The organism is Streptomyces sp. XM83C (assembly GCF_023072675.1).
GTDB classification, from domain to species: Bacteria; Actinomycetota; Actinomycetes; order Streptomycetales; family Streptomycetaceae; genus Streptomyces; species Streptomyces thermocoprophilus.
Map to the genome: position 1 here is coordinate 1 of NZ_JALLGL010000133.1, position 16,399 is coordinate 16,399.

Here is a 16,399-nt window from a genome sequence, read left to right on the forward strand (position 1 = left end):
CACCGATCCCCCGCGCCGGAACCCGCACCGCCCCCCGTGTCGGAACCCTGACCGGAGTGTTCCGGGAACCCCGGCGGCAACCCGGCGGGAACCCATGACGTGAAGTTCACCGAGCTGTTCCGGAGGCGTTCCCGGAACTCTTCGAGGGGTACTCCCGAACATGTTCCTCCGTGCGATTCGAAGCTCGATTGAGCAGTCAGATGAGCGCGTCCGTATTCATGTGCCAAACCGGGAAACGGCCCGGTCGAGAGGCGGATCGGCAACGATCCCGGCAGTCTGGTTCGAGGCGCAAAACGCACGTGTTTACGAGGGTAGGCTCGACTGCGGCCGGTGGGCGAGAAACGCACCGGCAGCCGGTGGGCGCGTGCCCGGAATACCGGTATTCGACATGTGGAGAGGAGCCCTGAATCAGGGTGAGCACCAAGCCGACCACCACAGACCTCGAGTGGACCGAGCTGGACCAGCGGGCCGTGGACACCGCCCGCGTCCTGGCCGCCGACGCCGTACAGAAGGTCGGCAACGGCCATCCCGGCACGGCGATGAGCCTGGCTCCGGCCGCGTACACCCTCTTCCAGAAGGTGATGCGGCACGACCCGGCCGATCCGGACTGGGTCGGGCGCGACCGGTTCGTGCTGTCCGCCGGCCACTCGTCCCTGACCCTCTACACCCAGCTCTACCTGGCCGGTTTCGGTCTGGAGCTGGACGATCTGAAGGCCTTCCGCACCTGGGGCTCGAAGACGCCGGGTCACCCGGAGTACGGCCACACCAAGGGCGTGGAGACCACCACCGGCCCCCTCGGCCAGGGTGTCGCCAACGCCGTCGGCATGGCGATGGCCGCCCGCTACGAGCGCGGCCTGTTCGACCCGGAGGCCCCGGCCGGCGAGTCGCCCTTCGACCACTTCGTCTACTGCATCGCCGGTGACGGCTGCCTCCAGGAGGGCATCTCCGCGGAGGCGTCCTCCCTCGCCGGCCATCAGAAGCTGGGCAACCTGATCCTGCTGTGGGACGACAACCACATCTCGATCGAGGGCGACACCGAGACCGCCGTCTCCGAGGACACGGTCAAGCGGTACGAGGCCTACGGCTGGCACGTGCAGCGCGTGCAGCCGAAGGAGAACGGCGACCTGGACCCGGCAGCGATCTACGCGGCGATCCAGGAGGCGAAGGCCGTCACCGACCGGCCGTCGTTCATCGCCATGCGGTCGATCATCGCCTGGCCGGCCCCGCACGCGCAGAACACCGAGGCCGCGCACGGCTCGGCCCTCGGCGACGAGGAGGTCGCGGCCACCAAGCGGGTCCTCGGCTTCGACCCGGAGAAGACCTTCGAGGTCTCCGACGAGGTCATCGCCCACACCCGCAAGGCCGTCGAGCGCGGCGCGCAGGCGCGGGCCGAGTGGGAGAAGTCCCTCCAGCAGTGGCGTGACGCCAATCCGGAGCGGGCCGCCGAGTTCGACCGTGTCGCCGCGGGCGAGCTGCCCACCGGCTGGGAGGAGAAGCTCCCGGTCTTCGAGCCCGGCAAGGGTGTCGCCACCCGTGCCGCCTCCGGCAAGGTGCTACAGGCGCTCGGCGCGGTCATCCCCGAGCTGTGGGGCGGCTCCGCCGACCTCGCTGGCTCGAACAACACCACGATCGACAAGACGTCGTCGTTCCTGCCCGAGGGCAACCCGCTGCCCGAGGCGGACCCGTACGGCCGCACCATCCACTTCGGCATCCGTGAGCACTCCATGGGCGCCGAGATGAACGGCATCGCCCTGCACGGCAACACCCGCATCTACGGCGGCACCTTCCTGGTGTTCTCCGACTACATGCGCAACGCCGTCCGGCTGTCCGCGCTGATGCACCTGCCGGTGACGTACGTGTGGACGCACGACTCCATCGGCCTCGGCGAGGACGGCCCCACCCACCAGCCGGTCGAGCACCTCGCCTCGCTGCGCGCCATCCCGGGCCTGAACATCGTGCGCCCGGCCGACGCCAACGAGACCGCGATCGCCTGGCGCGAGATCCTCAAGCGCTGGACGAAGGAGTTCGGCAAGGGGCAGCCGCACGGTCTGGCGCTCACCCGCCAGGGCGTGCCGACGTACGAGCCGAACGAGGACACCGCCAAGGGCGGCTATGTCCTCGCGGAGGCCGAGGGCGGCGAGCCGCAGGTCCTGCTGATCGCGACCGGCTCCGAGGTGCACATCGCCGTCGAGGCACGCGAGCAGCTCCAGGCCGCCGGCATCCCCACGCGCGTGGTGTCCATGCCGTGCGTGGAGTGGTTCGAGGAGCAGGACCAGGGGTACCGGGACAGCGTCCTTCCCCCGTCCGTGAAGGCACGTGTGGCCGTCGAGGCCGGTGTCGCCCTGACCTGGCACAAGTACGTCGGTGACGCGGGCCGCACCGTCTCCCTGGAGCACTTCGGTGCCTCCGCGGACGCAAAGACCCTCTTCCGCGAGTTCGGTTTCACCGCCGAGAACGTGGCCGCGAAGGCGCGGGAATCCCTCGAAGCCGCGCAGCGCTGACGCTCATATACGACACGTAGGAGATGTAATTTCCATGACAGACGCACTCAAGCGCCTCTCCGACGAAGGCGTCGCGATCTGGCTGGACGACCTGTCGCGCAAGCGGATCACGTCCGGCAACCTCGCCGAACTGATCGACCAGCAGCACGTCGTGGGCGTCACCACCAACCCGACGATCTTCCAGAAGGCGATCTCCTCGGGCGACGGCTACGAGCAGCAGCTCGCCGACCTCGCCGCCCGCAAGGTGACCGTCGAGGAAGCGATCCGCATGATCACCACGGCGGACGTCCGGGACGCCGCCGACATCCTGCGGCCCGTCTTCGACGCCACCGACGGCCAGGACGGCCGGGTCTCCATCGAGGTCGACCCGCGCCTGGCGCACGACACCCGTGCGACCGTCGCCGAGGCCAAGCAGCTGGCCTGGCTGGTCGACCGGCCCAACACCCTGATCAAGATCCCCGCGACGCGTGCGGGCCTGCCGGCGATCGCCGAGGTCATCGGCCTCGGCATCAGCGTGAACGTCACGCTGATCTTCTCGCTGGAGCGCTACCGCGAGGTCATGGACGCGTACCTGACCGGCCTGGAGAAGGCCCAGGAGCGCGGCCTGGACCTGTCGAAGATCCGTTCCGTGGCGTCGTTCTTCGTGTCCCGCGTGGACACCGAGATCGACAAGCGGATCGACGCGCTCGGCACCGACGAGGCGAAGGCGCTGCGCGGCAAGGCCGCTCTGGCCAACGCGCGGCTGGCCTACCAGGCGTACGAGGAGGTCTTCTCCTCGGACCGCTGGCAGGCGCTGGAGAAGGCGGGCGCGCACAAGCAGCGTCCGCTGTGGGCCTCCACCGGTGTGAAGGACAAGGCGTACAAGCCGGCCATGTACGTGGACCAGCTGGTCGCGCCGAACACCGTGAACACCATGCCGGAGGCCACCCTCCAGGCGACGGAGGAGAGCGGCGAGATCGCCGGCAACACCGTCGCGGGCACGTACGAGCAGGCGCGTGCCGAACTCGACGCGCTGGAGAAGCTCGGCATCTCCTACGACGAGGTCGTGCAGCTGCTGGAGGACGAGGGCGTCGAGAAGTTCGAGGCGTCCTGGAACGACCTGCTGAAGTCGACCCAGGCGGAGCTCGAGCGCCTGGCTCCCTCGGAGGACTGAATTGTCAAGCAGCAACCCGCTGCGTGACCCCGCAGACCGACGGCTCCCGCGTATCGCGGGGCCGTCGGGTCTGGTCATCTTCGGCGTCACGGGTGACCTGTCACGCAAGAAGCTGATGCCGGCCGTGTACGACCTGGCCAACCGCGGCCTGCTGCCGCCGGGCTTCTCGCTGGTCGGGTTCGCCCGCCGCGACTGGGAGCACGAGGATTTCGCTCAGGTCGTGCACGACGCGGTGAAGGAACACTCGCGGACCCCCTTCCGTGAGGAGGTCTGGCAGCAGCTCATCCAGGGCATGCGGTTCGTGCAGGGCACCTTCGACGACGACGACGCGTTCGAGCGGCTGCGCTCCACGATCGAGGATCTGGACAAGGCGCAGGGCACGGGCGGCAACTTCGCGTTCTACCTGTCGGTGCCTCCGAAATCGTTCCCCGTGGTGATCCAGCAGCTGAAGAAGCACGGGCTGGCGGACCAGAGGAACGGCTCCTGGCGGCGCGCGGTCATCGAGAAGCCGTTCGGCCACGATCTGAAGTCGGCCGAGGAGCTGAACGGGATCGTGCACGAGGTGTTCGCGCCGGAGCAGGTGTTCCGGATCGACCACTATCTCGGCAAGGAGACCGTCCAGAACATCCTGGCGCTGCGGTTCGCCAACCAGATGTTCGAGCCGATCTGGAACCGGTCGTACGTCGACCATGTGCAGATCACGATGGCCGAGGACATCGGCATCGGCGGCCGGGCCGGCTACTACGACGGCATCGGTGCCGCCCGTGACGTCATCCAGAACCATCTGCTCCAGCTGCTGGCGCTGACCGCGATGGAGGAGCCCGCCTCCTTCGACGCGGACGCGCTCGCCGCGGAGAAGACGAAGGTGCTGGGCGCGGTGCGGCTGCCGAAGGACCTGGGGCGTGACACGGTGCGCGCCCAGTACACGGCCGGCTGGCAGGGCGGCGCGAGGGCGGTCGGCTATCTGGAGGAGGAGGGCATCGACCCGGCCTCCAGGACGGACACGTACGCCGCGATCAAGCTGGGCATCGACAACCGCCGCTGGGCGGGCGTCCCGTTCTATCTGCGCACCGGCAAGCGGCTGGGCCGCCGGGTCACGGAGATCGCGGTGGTGTTCCAGCGGGCCCCGCACTCGCCGTTCGACACGACGGCGACGGAGGAGCTGGGCCAGAACGCCATCGTGATCCGGGTGCAGCCGGACGAGGGCGTGACGGTGCGGTTCGGTTCGAAGGTGCCGGGCACGTCGATGGAGATCCGCGACGTGTCGATGGACTTCGCCTACGGCGAGTCGTTCACGGAGTCCAGCCCGGAGGCGTACGAGCGCCTCATCCTCGACGTGCTGCTCGGCGACGCGAACCTGTTCCCGCGGACCGAGGAGGTCGAGCTGTCCTGGAAGATCCTCGACCCGATCGAGGATTACTGGGACGCGCACGGCCGGCCCGCGACCTACGAGGCGGGCACCTGGGGTCCCGTCGAGGCGGATCAGATGCTCGAGCGAGACGGACGGAGCTGGCGCCGGCCATGAGGACAGACCTGACCGACACCACGGCCAGCAAGATCAACAAGGCGCTGGTGCAGGGCCGCCGGGCGATAGGCACCCCGGCTGTCGGCATGGTGCTCACCCTTGTCATCGTCACCGACGAGGAGAACGCGTACGACGCGCTGAAGGCCGCCGGGGACGCCTCGCGTGAGCATCCCTCGCGCACCCTGGTCGTCATCAAGCGTGTCTCGCGTTCGCCTCGCGACCGCACCCAGTCCCGCCTGGACGCGGAGGTGCGGGTCGGTGCCGACGCGGGCACCGGCGAGACGGTGGTGCTGCGTCTGTACGGCGAGGTGACCGACCACGCCCAGTCGGTGGTGCTGCCGCTGCTGCTGCCGGACGCCCCGGTGGTGGTGTGGTGGCCGGTGAACGCGCCGCTGGACCCGGCGAACGATCCGCTGGGCGCGCTGGCGCAGCGCCGGGTGACGGACAGTTACGCGGCCGAGCAGCCGGTGCGTGATCTGGCGGCGCGGGCGCGGGCTTACACGCCCGGTGACACGGATCTCGCCTGGACGCGTATCACGCCGTGGCGGTCGATGCTGGCCGCCGCGCTCGACCAGGTCACCTGTGAGGTGAAGGCCGTCGAGGTGGAGGGCGAGGAGTTCAACCCGAGCTGTGAGCTGCTGGCGATGTGGCTGGCGGACCGGCTGGACGTGCCGGTGCGGCGCTCCCTGTCCGACGGGCCGGGTCTGACCGCGGTGCGGATGGACACCACGTGCGGTGAGATCACCCTGGACCGGCCCGACGGCACCCTCGCGACGCTGTCGATCGAGGGGCAGCCGAACCGGGCGGTGGCGTTGAAGCGGCGTGAGACGTCCGATCTGATCGCGGAGGAGCTGCGCCGGCTGGACCCGGACGACACCTACGCGTCGGCGCTGCGGTTCGGGGTGGACCGGTTGCTGACGGGGAAGTCCCCGCAGGATGCGGCGCGTGCGGCGGCGGAGCCGGTCGCGGTGCCGACGCCCGTCGAGGACGCGGTGAAGGCTCCCGCGAAGCAGGCGGTGTCGAAGACGGCGCGGAAGTCCCCGGGGAGAAAGGCGGCGGCGAAGTGAGCACCCCGCAGCTGGTCGTGCACCGCGACAAGGAGCTGATGGCGCAGGCCGCGGCGGCCCGGCTGATCACGCGGATCGTGGACGCGCAGTCCTCGCGGGGGCAGGCGTCCGTGGTGCTGACGGGCGGCCGCAACGGCAACGGGGTGCTCGCCGCGCTGGCGGCGGCGCCCGCCCGGGACGCGATCGACTGGTCGCGGCTGGATCTGTGGTGGGGCGACGAGCGGTTCCTGCCGGAGGGCGACCCGGACCGCAATGCCACGCAGGCCCGTGAGGCGCTGCTGGACCGGGTGCCGCTGGACCCGGAGCGGGTGCACGCGATGCCCGCGTCGGACGGTCCGTACGGTGCGGACGCGGACGCGGCGGCGGCCGGGTACGCGCAGGAGCTGGCCCGTGCGGCCGGTCCGGAGAACCACGCCGCGGTGCCGTCGTTCGATGTGCTGATGCTGGGTGTGGGCCCGGACACGCATGTGGCGTCCCTGTTCCCGGAGCTGCCGGCGGTGCGGGAGACGGAGCGTACGGTCGTCGGTGTGCACGGCGCGCCGAAGCCGCCGCCGACCCGTGTCTCGCTGACGTTGCCGGCGATCCGCGCGGCTCGTGAGGTGTGGCTGCTGGCGGCCGGTGAGGACAAGGCGCAGGCCGCCAAGATCGCGCTGTCGGGCGCGGGTGAGATCCAGGCGCCGGCGGCGGGCGCGTACGGCCGGTCGCGGACGCTGTGGCTGCTGGACGCGGCTGCCGCGTCGAAGCTGCCGAGGTCGCTGTACCCGCCGGCGACGGCCTGACGGCCGGTCGCCGGGACATGCGGAACGCCGGACGGGCTGGGCCTGTCCGGCGTTCCGCGCATGTGCGGGCCCCTGGGCGGGGCGGCTATTTGACGGAGCCCGCCATGACGCCCTGGACGAAGTGCCGCTGGAAGGCGAAGAACACCACCACCGGCACGACCAGGGAGACGAACGCGCCCGGTGCGAGCACGTCGACGTTGCTGCCGAACTGCCGTATCTGCGACTGGAGCTGCACGGTCAGCGGCTGGGAGGAGCTGTCGGCGAAGAGCAGCGCCACCAGCATGTCGTTCCACACCCACAGGAACTGGAAGATCGCCAGGGAGGCGATGGCGGGGCGGCCGACGGGCAGCACGAGCCGGGTGAAGATCCGCCATTCGCTGCCGCCGTCCATGCGGGCGGCCTCCAGCATCTCCTTCGGTATCTCCGCGAAGTAGTTGCGCAGCAGGAAGACGGCGAAGGGCAGTCCGTAGGCGACGTGGAAGAGGACGACGCCGGGGATGGTGCCGAACAGGCCGAGTTGGCCGAAGAGTTTGGCGACGGGCAGCAGGCCGATCTGCACGGGCACCACGAGCAGGGCGACGACCAGCAGGAACAGCGGTTCGCGCAGCGGGAAGTCCAGCCAGGCGAAGGCGTATCCGGCGAGGGCGGCGATCACCACGACGAGGACGGTGGCCGGCACCGAGATCATCACGGTGTTCCAGAAGGCCTGGGTGATGCCGGCGTTCTTCAGCAGGGCCGAGTAGTTGTCGAAGGACAGCTGGCCGGGGCTGCTGAACACGGTCCACCAGCCGCCCTTGGCGGTGTCCTCGGCGGACCGCAGCGACGACAGGAACAGTCCGGCGAGGGGTGTCATCCACACCAGGGCGATCACCACGAGGAAGGCCTGGACGACCGCGCTGCCGAGGCCGCGCCTGACCCGGTTCAGGGCCGTGTTCATCGTTGGCTCCTTCGGAATCGGCGGACGTTGAAGACCATCGCGGGGATGACGAGGAGCAGCAGCAGGACGCCGAGGGCGCTGCCGAGGCCCTGGTTGTTGCCGCCGCCGAACGACACGAGCCACATCTGGGTGGCGAGGACGGTGGCGTCCTCCTGCACGGGTCCGGGCGCGATGATGTAGACGAGGTCGAAGACCTTCATCACGTTGATGACGAGGGTGACGAAGACGACGGTGAGGACGGGCGCGAGCAGCGGGACAGTGATGCGGCGGAAGATCTGCCACTCGTTGGCGCCGTCCATGCGGGCGGCCTCCAGGGCGTCGCGGGGCAGGGTGGACAGTCCGGCGCCGATCAGCACCATGGCGAAGCCGGTCCAGATCCACAGGTAGGCGCCGATGATCGCCGGGGTGACCAGCGTCGGGCCGAGCCAGGAGATGCCCTCGTAGGGCGGGGCGAAGTTGGAGGCGGGGAGCTTGAGGGTGTAGCTGCCGGGATCGAGGTCGTCGAAGCGGTACGAGCCGTCGGCGGCGGTGGTCGTGGAGGCGACGGTCTTTCCGTTGCGGACCGCTTCGACCTTCATCTCGGGCAGGCCGCTCTCCTCGGCGTCGACCTGTCCCTGTCTGCCTCCGCCGCCGGGGGTGAAGTCGAGGTAGACGGTGCCGGTGAGTTCGCCGGGGCCGGCGGTGCGGGCGGCGGCCTGCTGGGCGGGTTCGGCGCCGCCGGGCAGGTCGTCGGGCTGGACGCCGACGAGGCCGAGGTTGACGGTGGTGCCGGGCTGGACGGCGGTGGCGGTGCGCCAGGCGCCGTCGGCGTCCTTGGTGAGGCCCTGTCCTTCGCGGGCGCGTGCCGTCGGGTAGGTGGAGGTGCCGGCGAAGGCGTCGTGGACGCTGACGACGGCGGCGTTGAGGACGCCCTTGTCGGGGTCCTCGTCGTAGGCGAGGCGGAAGATGATGCCGGCGGCGAGGAAGGAGACCGCCATCGGCATGAACAGCAGCAGCTTGAACGCGGTGGCCCAGCGGACCTTCTCCACCAGGACGGCGAGGATCAGTCCGAGGCCGGTGAGCAGGGCGGGCGCCACCACGACCCAGATGGTGGTGTTGCGGATGGCCTTGAGGGTGGCCGGGTCGCGGAACATCTCGGTGTAGTTCTCGCCGCCGACGAACTTCGTGCCGGAGGCGTCGAAGAAGCTGCGTCCGACGGAGAACAGCACCGGGTAGACGACGAGGGCGCCCAGCAGCAGCAGCGCGGGGAAGACGAACAGCAGGGCGATGATCCGCCCGCGCCGCCGGGTACGGCGTACCCGGTCGGGCGCGGGGGTCGTCGTCGGCCGCGTCTGTTTGGTGACGGCGGTCGCGGTCATCGTGGATCAGCCCTGGTAGGCCTTGGCCGCGGCGTCTTCCAGCTTCTGCGCGGTCGCCTTCGGGTCGGACGGGTCGCGCAGGAAGTCCTGGAGGATCTTCCACTCGCCGGCGCCCTTGGTGCCGCCGAAGGCGGCGGGGGCCTGGTCGGACATGTCGAAGCGGACGGAGTCGCCGGCGTCGACGAGGGACTTGGCGGTGGCGCGGGTGACGTCGTCGCCGTAGGACTTCAGGTCGAGCTGCTTGTTCGGGGAGAGGAAGCCGCCGGCCTCGGCCCACACGGCGGCGGCCTCGGGGGTGGCGAGGAACTCGACGAGCTTCATGCCGGCGTCGGAGTTCTTGCCGTCCTTGAGCACGACGGCCGCGTCGCCGCCGCTGACGACGGGGGCCTGGCCGCCGCCGACCGCGGGGAACGGGAAGAAGTCGGCGTCCTTGCCGATGGTCCTGCCGAACTGGTCCTTGGCGACACCGGCGACGAAGTCGCCCTCGTAGACCATGCCGGCCTCGGCCTTGGGGCCGAAGACCTTCTCCACGGAGCCGGGGAAGTCGGTGTTGAGGGCGCCCTTCTGGCCGCCGGCGATGAGCTGCTTGTCCTTGAACAGCTTGCCGAGGGTGTCCAGGGCGGTGACGACGGAGGCGTCGGTCCACTTCAGCTTGTGCGCGGCGAGGGCGTCGTACTTCTCGGGGCCGGCCTGGGAGAGGTAGATGTTCTCGAACCAGTCGGTGAGGGTCCAGCCGTCCTGCCCGGCGACGGCGAACGCGGCGAGGCCGGAGTCGGAGACGGTGTGGCCGGCCTTCAGCAGGTCGTCGTAGGTCTTGGGGGGCTGGACGCCGGCCTGGGCGAGGGCGTCGGGGTTGTACCAGACGGTCGACTTGTGGGCAGCCTTGAAGTAGAGGCCGTACAGGGTGCCGTCGACGCTGCCGTACTTCTTCCACACGGGCGCGAAACCGGCGTCGATGGACTTGGTGGCGGTCGGGGACAGCGGCTTCAGCCAGCCCTTCTGCGCGAACTGCTGGAGGACGCCGACCTGCGGGACCATCACCACGTCGGGGGCGTTGCCGCCTTCGATCTTGCTGCCGACGACGGTGGAGACGTTGTCGCCGGTGGAGACGAACTGCGTCTTGGCGCCGGTCTTCGCGGTGAAGGCGTCGAGGACCTTCTGGAAGTTCTTCTGCTCGCTGCCGGACCAGACGCCGGCCACGGTGACGGTCTGACCGCTGAGCGACTTGTCGCCGCCGCCGGCGGAGACGGGGTCGCCGCCGCAGGCGGTGGCGCCGAGGGCGAGGACGAGGGCGGTGCAGCCGGTGAGCAGGGTGGTGCGTCGTCGCATCATCGTTGATGTCCCTTCAGGACGGGGGTACGGACGAGCGGGAGATCCGGGGGGATGTCAGAGGTCGGCGATCCACCAGGCGGCGGTGGAGCCGGGCAGCACGCCGGGTTCGCATGGCGCGCTGGACAGCAGGGGCGTGCCCGGTACGGGCGCGGGGGTGGGGGCCGTGCCGAAGTTGACGGCGCAGACGAGGCCCTCGCCGCGGACGAACGCGAGGACGCCGGGCGGGGTGTCCAGCCAGCGCAGGGTGCCCTCGCCGAGCTGCGGGAGCTGTTTGCGCAGCTGGAGGCCGTCGCGGTAGAGGTGCCAGAAGGAGCGGGTGTCGGCGAGGGCACGGTCGGTGGCGTACTCGGCGAAGTAGTCGGGCTGGGGCAGCCACGGCTTGGCGCCCTCCACGCCGGAGGTGAAGCCGAACGGGGAGGCCTGTCCCGACCAGGGCAGCGGCACCCGGCAGCCGTCGCGGATACGGGCGCGGCTGCCGGTGCGGCGGAAGATCGGGTCGGTGAGTACGTCGTCGGGCAGGTCGACGACCTCGGGCAGGCCCAGTTCCTCGCCCTGGTAGATGTACGCGGCGCCGGGCAGCGCCAGCATCAGCAGCGCGGCGGCGCGGGCGCGGGCGGGGCCGAGGCCGCTGCCCTCGGGGGCGGGTTCGCCGTAGCGGGTGACGGTGCGGACCTGGTCGTGGTTGTTGAGGACCCAGGTGACGGTGGAGCCGGTGCCGGCGATGTCCTCGATGGCCTCGGTGACGACCTTGCGGAAGGCGTCGGCGTCCCAGGGGGCGCTGAGCAGGTCGAAGAAGAACGCCTGGTGGAGTTCGTCGGGGCGGACGTAGCGGGCGTGCTCGCGGGCGGTGGGCACGGAGACCTCGCCGACGAGGAGCCGTTCGCGGCCGTCGCGCTCGGCGTACTCCTCGCATATCGCGCGCCAGCGCCGCCACACGTCGTGGACCTCGGGCTGGTTCCAGGCGAGCGGGTTGACCGAGTCGCGGGTGCGGGCGTCGGCCTCGGGGTCGTCGGAGTCGGGCAGCTCGGGGTGCTTGTACAGGCCGGCGGCGACGTCGATGCGGAAGCCGTCGACGCCCCGGTCGAGCCAGAACCGCAGGACGCGTTCGAACTCGGCGGCGACCTCGGGGGTGCGCCAGTTCCAGTCGGGCTGCTCGGGGGTGAACATGTGCAGGTACCACTGGCCGGGCCGGCCGTCGGCCTCGGTGATCCGGGTCCATGCCGGTCCGCCGAACATCGCGTGCCAGTTGTTGGGCGGCTCGCTGCCGTCGGGGCCGCGGCCGTCGGCGAAGTGGAAGCGGGCGCGGGCGGGGCTGCCGGGCTCGCTGTCCAGGGCCTCACGGAACCACGGGTGCTCGCTGGAGCAGTGGTTGGGGACAATGTCCAGCAGGACCTTGATGCCGAGGCGGCGGGCCTGCGTCATGAGCAGGTCGAACTCGGCGAGGTCGCCGAAGACCGGGTCGACGTCGCAGTAGTCGGCGACGTCGTAGCCGTGGTCGTGCTGCGGTGAGGGGTAGAAGGGGCTCAGCCAGATCCCGTCGATGCCGAGCTTCTTGAGGTACGGCAGCCCGTTGCGGACGCCGGCGAGGTCGCCGATGCCGTCTCCGGTGCTGTCCAGGAAGCTGCGGACGTAGACCTGGTAGATCACCGCGTCACGCCACCAGCGGTACTTAACGAACATGCATGCATGTTAGGTAGCGGCTTCAGAATGGTGTCAATGAGAAGAACAGAAGCTACTGGCCGGTTGACCTGGAAAATCAGTATGAATCAGGACACATCGCGAGCAGTTGAGATGTCCGCGTTACTTAACAAGTAACTAGAGAGGGGGGTTGTCGCCGACTAACGGCGGGAGAGCGCGGCCAGCTCGTCGGCCAGGCGCCGCACCGCCGTCGCGGGCGTCTCGTGCCCGGTCAGCGCGTCGTGCACGACCGCCTGCACCGCGAGGCTCACCTGGTCGTACCGCGGGCTCTTGGGGCGCGGCGCGGCCGTCAGCACGCTCGCGCGCAGCGTCGGCAGATAGGGAAAACGCCGGATCAGCTCCGGGTCGTCGTAGAGCGCGGCACGCACCGGGGGCAGCGCGCCGCGCGTGAGGACCTGCCGCTGGACCGGTTCGCTGGTCAGATACGCGATGAGCCGGGCGGCGGACTCCGGGTGCCGGCTGTGACTGCTCACGGCCAGGTTGGACCCGCCGAGCACACTCGTGCCGGGACCGTCGGGCCCGGGCAGCGCGGCCACGCCGATCTTCCCGGCGACCGGGGAACCGGGCGCGGAGGCCACGGCGTAGGCGTAGGGCCAGTTCCTCAGGAAGAGCAGCCGGCCGTCCTGGAACGCCTGCTTGGACTCCTCCTCCTTGTACGTCAGCGCCTCGCGCGGGATCCACCCCTCGCGCACGCCCCGCACCAGGAAGCCGATGCCCTCGCGGGCCGCGGCGGAGTCGACGGTGACCCGGGCGCCCTCGTCACCGAGGATGGTGCCGCCCGCCGAGTAGACCGCCTCGGCCGCGTTCACCGTCAGCCCCTCGTACGGCAGGAACTGTCCGGCGTAACCGTCGAGGCCGTACTTCGGCGCCACCGTCCGCGCGTCCCGCTCCAGCTCCGCCCAGGTGCGCGGGGGCGGCAGGCCCTCACGGTCCAGGACGTCCTTGCGGTACAGCAGCAGCCCCGCGTTGGTGACATAGGGGACGGCGTAGAGCCTGCCGTCGTAGGTGGCCGTGCCGACGACCGGCGGCAGGAAGGAGTCCAGCGGGAACCGGCCGCGCTCCAGCGGACGGATCCAGCCGGCCGCGGCGAACTCCGGCGTCCAGTCGACGTCGATGTTGAGCACGTCGAACCGGCCGCGCCCGCCGCGCAGGTCGGTGACCATCTGCGCGCGGGTCTCGTCGGCGGAGTCGGGCAGCTCGACGAGCGTCACCCGCTCCCCGGGATGCGTGCGGTTCCAGCCCTCCAGCAGGGGGCCCAGATAGCCGGTGAGGTCGCCCGCGGTGGCCAGGGTGAGCGGCCCCCGCGCGGAGCCGGGCTCCACGTCGGCGCGGGCCCCGGCGGCGACATGACCGGTCAGTACGACCAGGAGAACGAGAAGGCCCCTACCGGCGGCGTGGATCCACCGCATAGGTTCCTCCCTGTACACCGGCCACGGCATCCTCGCCCGGGGTCAGAGGCCATGTATACCTGTTAGGTATGCGCGATACTAGGGCCTGGAGCACATTGGATGAGACAGGAGGACCGACGGCGTGCGCCTGCCTCTCCTGGCACTCCTGGCCCGTGGTCCGGCCCACGGCTACGAGCTGAAGCAGGACCTTGAGCAACTGCTGGGCTCGGCGTACCCTCAGCCGAACGTCGGCCAGATCTACGTCACCCTCGGCCGCCTGGAGAAATCCGGGCTGATCGAGGGCGAGGACGTCGAGCAGTCCAGCCGGCCCAACAAAAAGGTCTACCACCTCACCGACGCCGGGCGGGAGGCGCTGCACGCCTGGTTCGAGGAGACCGAGGACGAGCCGCGCGTGCGGGACGAGTTCTTCATGAAGCTGGCGCTCGCCCCGCAGACCGGTCTCGCCGACCAGATCGCCCTGATCAACCGGCAGCGGCGCCAGTACCTCAACACCATGCGCAGTCTGTCGAAACTGGCCGCGGCCGAGGACCGGGACAACCGCATCGCCCATCTGCTGATAGAGGGCGCGATGCTGCACCTCCAGGCCGACCTCGACTGGCTGGAGCGATGCCAGGAAGAGCTGGAGGAACAGCAGTGAGCGCCGAGCCGAGCGGCACCTCCGCTCCCCTGCTGCGCGCCGAGGGCCTGGTCAAGACGCACCACGGTGAGGGCGCCCCCGCGCGTGCCGTGCGCGGCGTGGGCCTGTCGGTGCGGCGGGGCGAGTTCGTCGCGGTCACCGGCCCGTCCGGCGCCGGCAAGTCGACGCTGCTGCATCTGCTGGGCGGGTTGCAGCGGCCCGACGAGGGCAGCATCTGGCTCGACGAGGTGTGCGCCGACGGGTGGAGCGAGGCCCGCTGGGCGGTGGAGCGCCGCAAGCGGATCGGGATCGTCTTCCAGTTCTTCAACCTCGTGTCGAACCTGTCCGTCGCCGACAACGTGGAGCTGCCCGCGCTGCTCGCCGGCCTGTCGCCGAAGCGGGCCCGCGCCGAACGGGAGGCGCTCCTCGGCGAGCTGGGCCTGACCGGCAAGGAGCGCAGCCTGCCGGGCGAGCTGTCCGGCGGCGAGCAGCAGCGTGTGGCCCTCGCCCGCGCCCTGGTCAACCATCCGCCGCTGCTGCTGGCCGACGAGCCCGCGGGCAGCCTGGACAGCAAGGGCACCCGTGAGGTGATGCGGCTGCTGTCCCGCTTCCACCAGCGCGGCCAGACCATCGTGATGGTCACCCATGACGCCCGGCTGGCGAGCGCCGCGGACCGGGTGATCAGCTTCTTCGACGGGCGGATAGCCGACGACGCGACCCTGGAGGGCGCCCCGGCCCGCGGCAAGGGCATCTCCGGGGTGCTGGAACTGCGGGACTGAGATGCGAGCCACCCTGCGCTGGGCCCACTCCGATCTGCGGACGCACCGCGGCGAGGCGCTGTTCCTGGTCCTCGCCACCGCCGGGATCGTGGTGTCGCTGCTGCTGGCCACGGCCCTGTTCGGATACGCCACCAACCCGTGGCAGCGGGTGTTCACGCAGGCGCGCGGCGCCCATGTGTGGCTGCACACCTCCGCCTCCGCCGACGCCGGCCGGCTGTCCGTGATCGGCGGTGTGGAAGCCATGACCGGGCCGTACGCCACCGAGTCCGCGACGCTCGCCTCGCGCGGCGCCCGCGCCTCCGTGGAGCTGCGCGCCACCCCCGAGGAGCCGTCGGTCGGCCGGCCGCTGCTGACCGCCGGGCGCTGGCTGGACCCGGCCGCGCCCGACGGTGTCGTCCTGGAGTCCAGCCTGGCCCGCGCCCTGCTCGCCGGGCCCGGTGACCGGCTCGCGCTGCCGGGCACCGGACGGTCGGTGACCGTCCTCGGTGTCGCCGACAGCGCCGAACCGCACTACCGGCCCGGTGAGCAGCCGGGCCTGGTGTGGGCGCTGCCGTCGGCGGTGCGCGACCCGCAGGGGCAGGTGGTGGGGCTGCGGCTGGCCGAGCCGGGCGACACCGACTACGCCGTGCAGCGTGCCGTCACCGTGCTCGGCGCGGGCGCGATCGGCGAGGTGTCCACCTGGCAGCAGGCCCGTGCCGAGGCGCAGGGCGACACCCGGCTGCTGGGGCAGGTGCTCGGTCTGTTCGGGCTGGGCGCGCTGGTGGCGGCGGGTCTCGCCGTGCACGGGGCGATCGCGACCCGCATCCGGGGGCATCTGCGGGACATCTCCATCCTCAAGGCCGTCGGTTTCACGCCCGGCCAGGTCGTACGGGTCTTCCTGCTCCAGCACATCGCGTACGCGCTGCTCGGCGCGGTGGCCGCGGCTGCACTGACCGAGGCTCTCGGCAGTCGGGTGCCGGGCCGGCTCGGGGACGCGGTCGGGGTGTGGCAGGGGCTGCCCGGGCACACGCCGGCGCTGTTCGCGGTGCCGGTGGCGGCGGTGCTGTTCATCGCGACGACGACGGGCCTGGCGGCCTGGCGCGCGGGCCGGGTCCCACCGGTGCCGGTGTCCCGCCCGGCGCTCCTCCCCTTCGGCCGTCCCGGCCCGGCCCCGGACGTGCGGCGGGCCGGCAGCCGCGGGGCGGCGGGGGCCTCGGGTGGCTGTCTCTTTTACACATATCCGAGCCCACGCGACTAGGCTGCATC

General features: G+C 70.9%; 12 protein-coding genes and 1 pseudogene. 8 read left to right on the plus strand and 5 right to left on the minus strand.

Annotated features, from left to right (window positions below; genetic code table 11):
• The first annotated feature begins 413 nt into the window (after nt 1–413).
• The 5 genes from tkt to pgl are packed head-to-tail and all read left to right on the plus strand — an operon-like array spanning nt 414 to nt 7,025.
• Nucleotides 414–2,501, plus strand: a complete 2,088-nt coding sequence (tkt, locus tag MTQ10_RS16635) for a transketolase (protein ID WP_247468718.1) — start codon at nt 414–416, stop codon at nt 2,499–2,501.
• Nucleotides 2,502–2,535: 34 nt separating this feature from the next.
• Entirely contained in the window at nt 2,536–3,654 is a 1,119-nt protein-coding gene (gene tal, locus MTQ10_RS16640; protein ID WP_247468720.1) for a transaldolase, read from the plus strand.
• Nucleotide 3,655: 1 nt separating this feature from the next.
• On the plus strand, nt 3,656–5,179 hold the full coding sequence (zwf, locus tag MTQ10_RS16645; protein WP_247468721.1) for a glucose-6-phosphate dehydrogenase: 1,524 nt from the start codon (nt 3,656–3,658) through the stop codon (nt 5,177–5,179).
• The gene (gene opcA / locus MTQ10_RS16650; protein ID WP_247468728.1) at nt 5,176–6,246 is read left to right on the plus strand and encodes a glucose-6-phosphate dehydrogenase assembly protein OpcA; all 1,071 of its coding nucleotides are present in this window, start codon (nt 5,176–5,178) and stop codon (nt 6,244–6,246) included. Before zwf ends, opcA begins: the two co-directional genes overlap by 4 nt.
• The gene (gene pgl, locus MTQ10_RS16655; protein ID WP_247468730.1) at nt 6,243–7,025 is read left to right on the plus strand and encodes a 6-phosphogluconolactonase; all 783 of its coding nucleotides are present in this window, start codon (nt 6,243–6,245) and stop codon (nt 7,023–7,025) included. The genes opcA and pgl overlap by 4 nt, the downstream gene beginning before the upstream one ends.
• Before the next feature lie 85 nt (nt 7,026–7,110).
• Here the strand turns inward: pgl and MTQ10_RS16660 are convergent, their stop codons facing one another.
• The 5 genes from MTQ10_RS16660 to MTQ10_RS16680 form a co-directional block, all read right to left on the minus strand.
• Entirely contained in the window at nt 7,111–7,950 is an 840-nt protein-coding gene (locus MTQ10_RS16660) for a carbohydrate ABC transporter permease (protein ID WP_247468744.1), read from the minus strand.
• Between the two features lie 8 nt (nt 7,951–7,958).
• Nucleotides 7,959–9,320: an ABC transporter permease gene (locus MTQ10_RS16665; RefSeq protein ID WP_247468732.1), complete on the minus strand. Its 1,362-nt coding sequence runs from the start codon at nt 9,318–9,320 to the stop codon at nt 7,959–7,961.
• 6 nt (nt 9,321–9,326) lie between these two features.
• Entirely contained in the window at nt 9,327–10,652 is a 1,326-nt protein-coding gene (locus MTQ10_RS16670) for an ABC transporter substrate-binding protein (RefSeq protein WP_247468735.1), read from the minus strand.
• A 54-nt stretch (nt 10,653–10,706) separates the two neighbouring features.
• Nucleotides 10,707–12,332, minus strand: coding sequence for a glycoside hydrolase family 13 protein (locus MTQ10_RS16675; RefSeq protein WP_247468737.1), 1,626 nt, complete (start codon nt 12,330–12,332; stop codon nt 10,707–10,709).
• Nucleotides 12,333–12,490: 158 nt separating this feature from the next.
• Nucleotides 12,491–13,759, minus strand: a complete 1,269-nt coding sequence (locus MTQ10_RS16680) for an ABC transporter substrate-binding protein (RefSeq protein ID WP_247468739.1) — start codon at nt 13,757–13,759, stop codon at nt 12,491–12,493.
• 121 nt (nt 13,760–13,880) lie between these two features.
• Here MTQ10_RS16680 and MTQ10_RS16685 point away from each other — a divergent pair, with 121 nt between their 5' ends.
• The 3 genes and pseudogenes from MTQ10_RS16685 to MTQ10_RS16695 all read left to right on the plus strand — a co-directional run.
• Nucleotides 13,881–14,396: a PadR family transcriptional regulator gene (locus MTQ10_RS16685; protein WP_247468741.1), complete on the plus strand. Its 516-nt coding sequence runs from the start codon at nt 13,881–13,883 to the stop codon at nt 14,394–14,396.
• Nucleotides 14,366–15,154, plus strand: coding sequence for an ABC transporter ATP-binding protein (locus MTQ10_RS16690; protein ID WP_247468742.1), 789 nt, complete (start codon nt 14,366–14,368; stop codon nt 15,152–15,154). Before MTQ10_RS16685 ends, MTQ10_RS16690 begins: the two co-directional genes overlap by 31 nt.
• A 1-nt stretch (nt 15,155) precedes the next feature.
• Nucleotides 15,156–16,292: pseudogene (locus tag MTQ10_RS16695) on the plus strand (ABC transporter permease); the annotation flags it as partial.
• Nucleotides 16,293–16,399 lie beyond the last annotated feature (107 nt).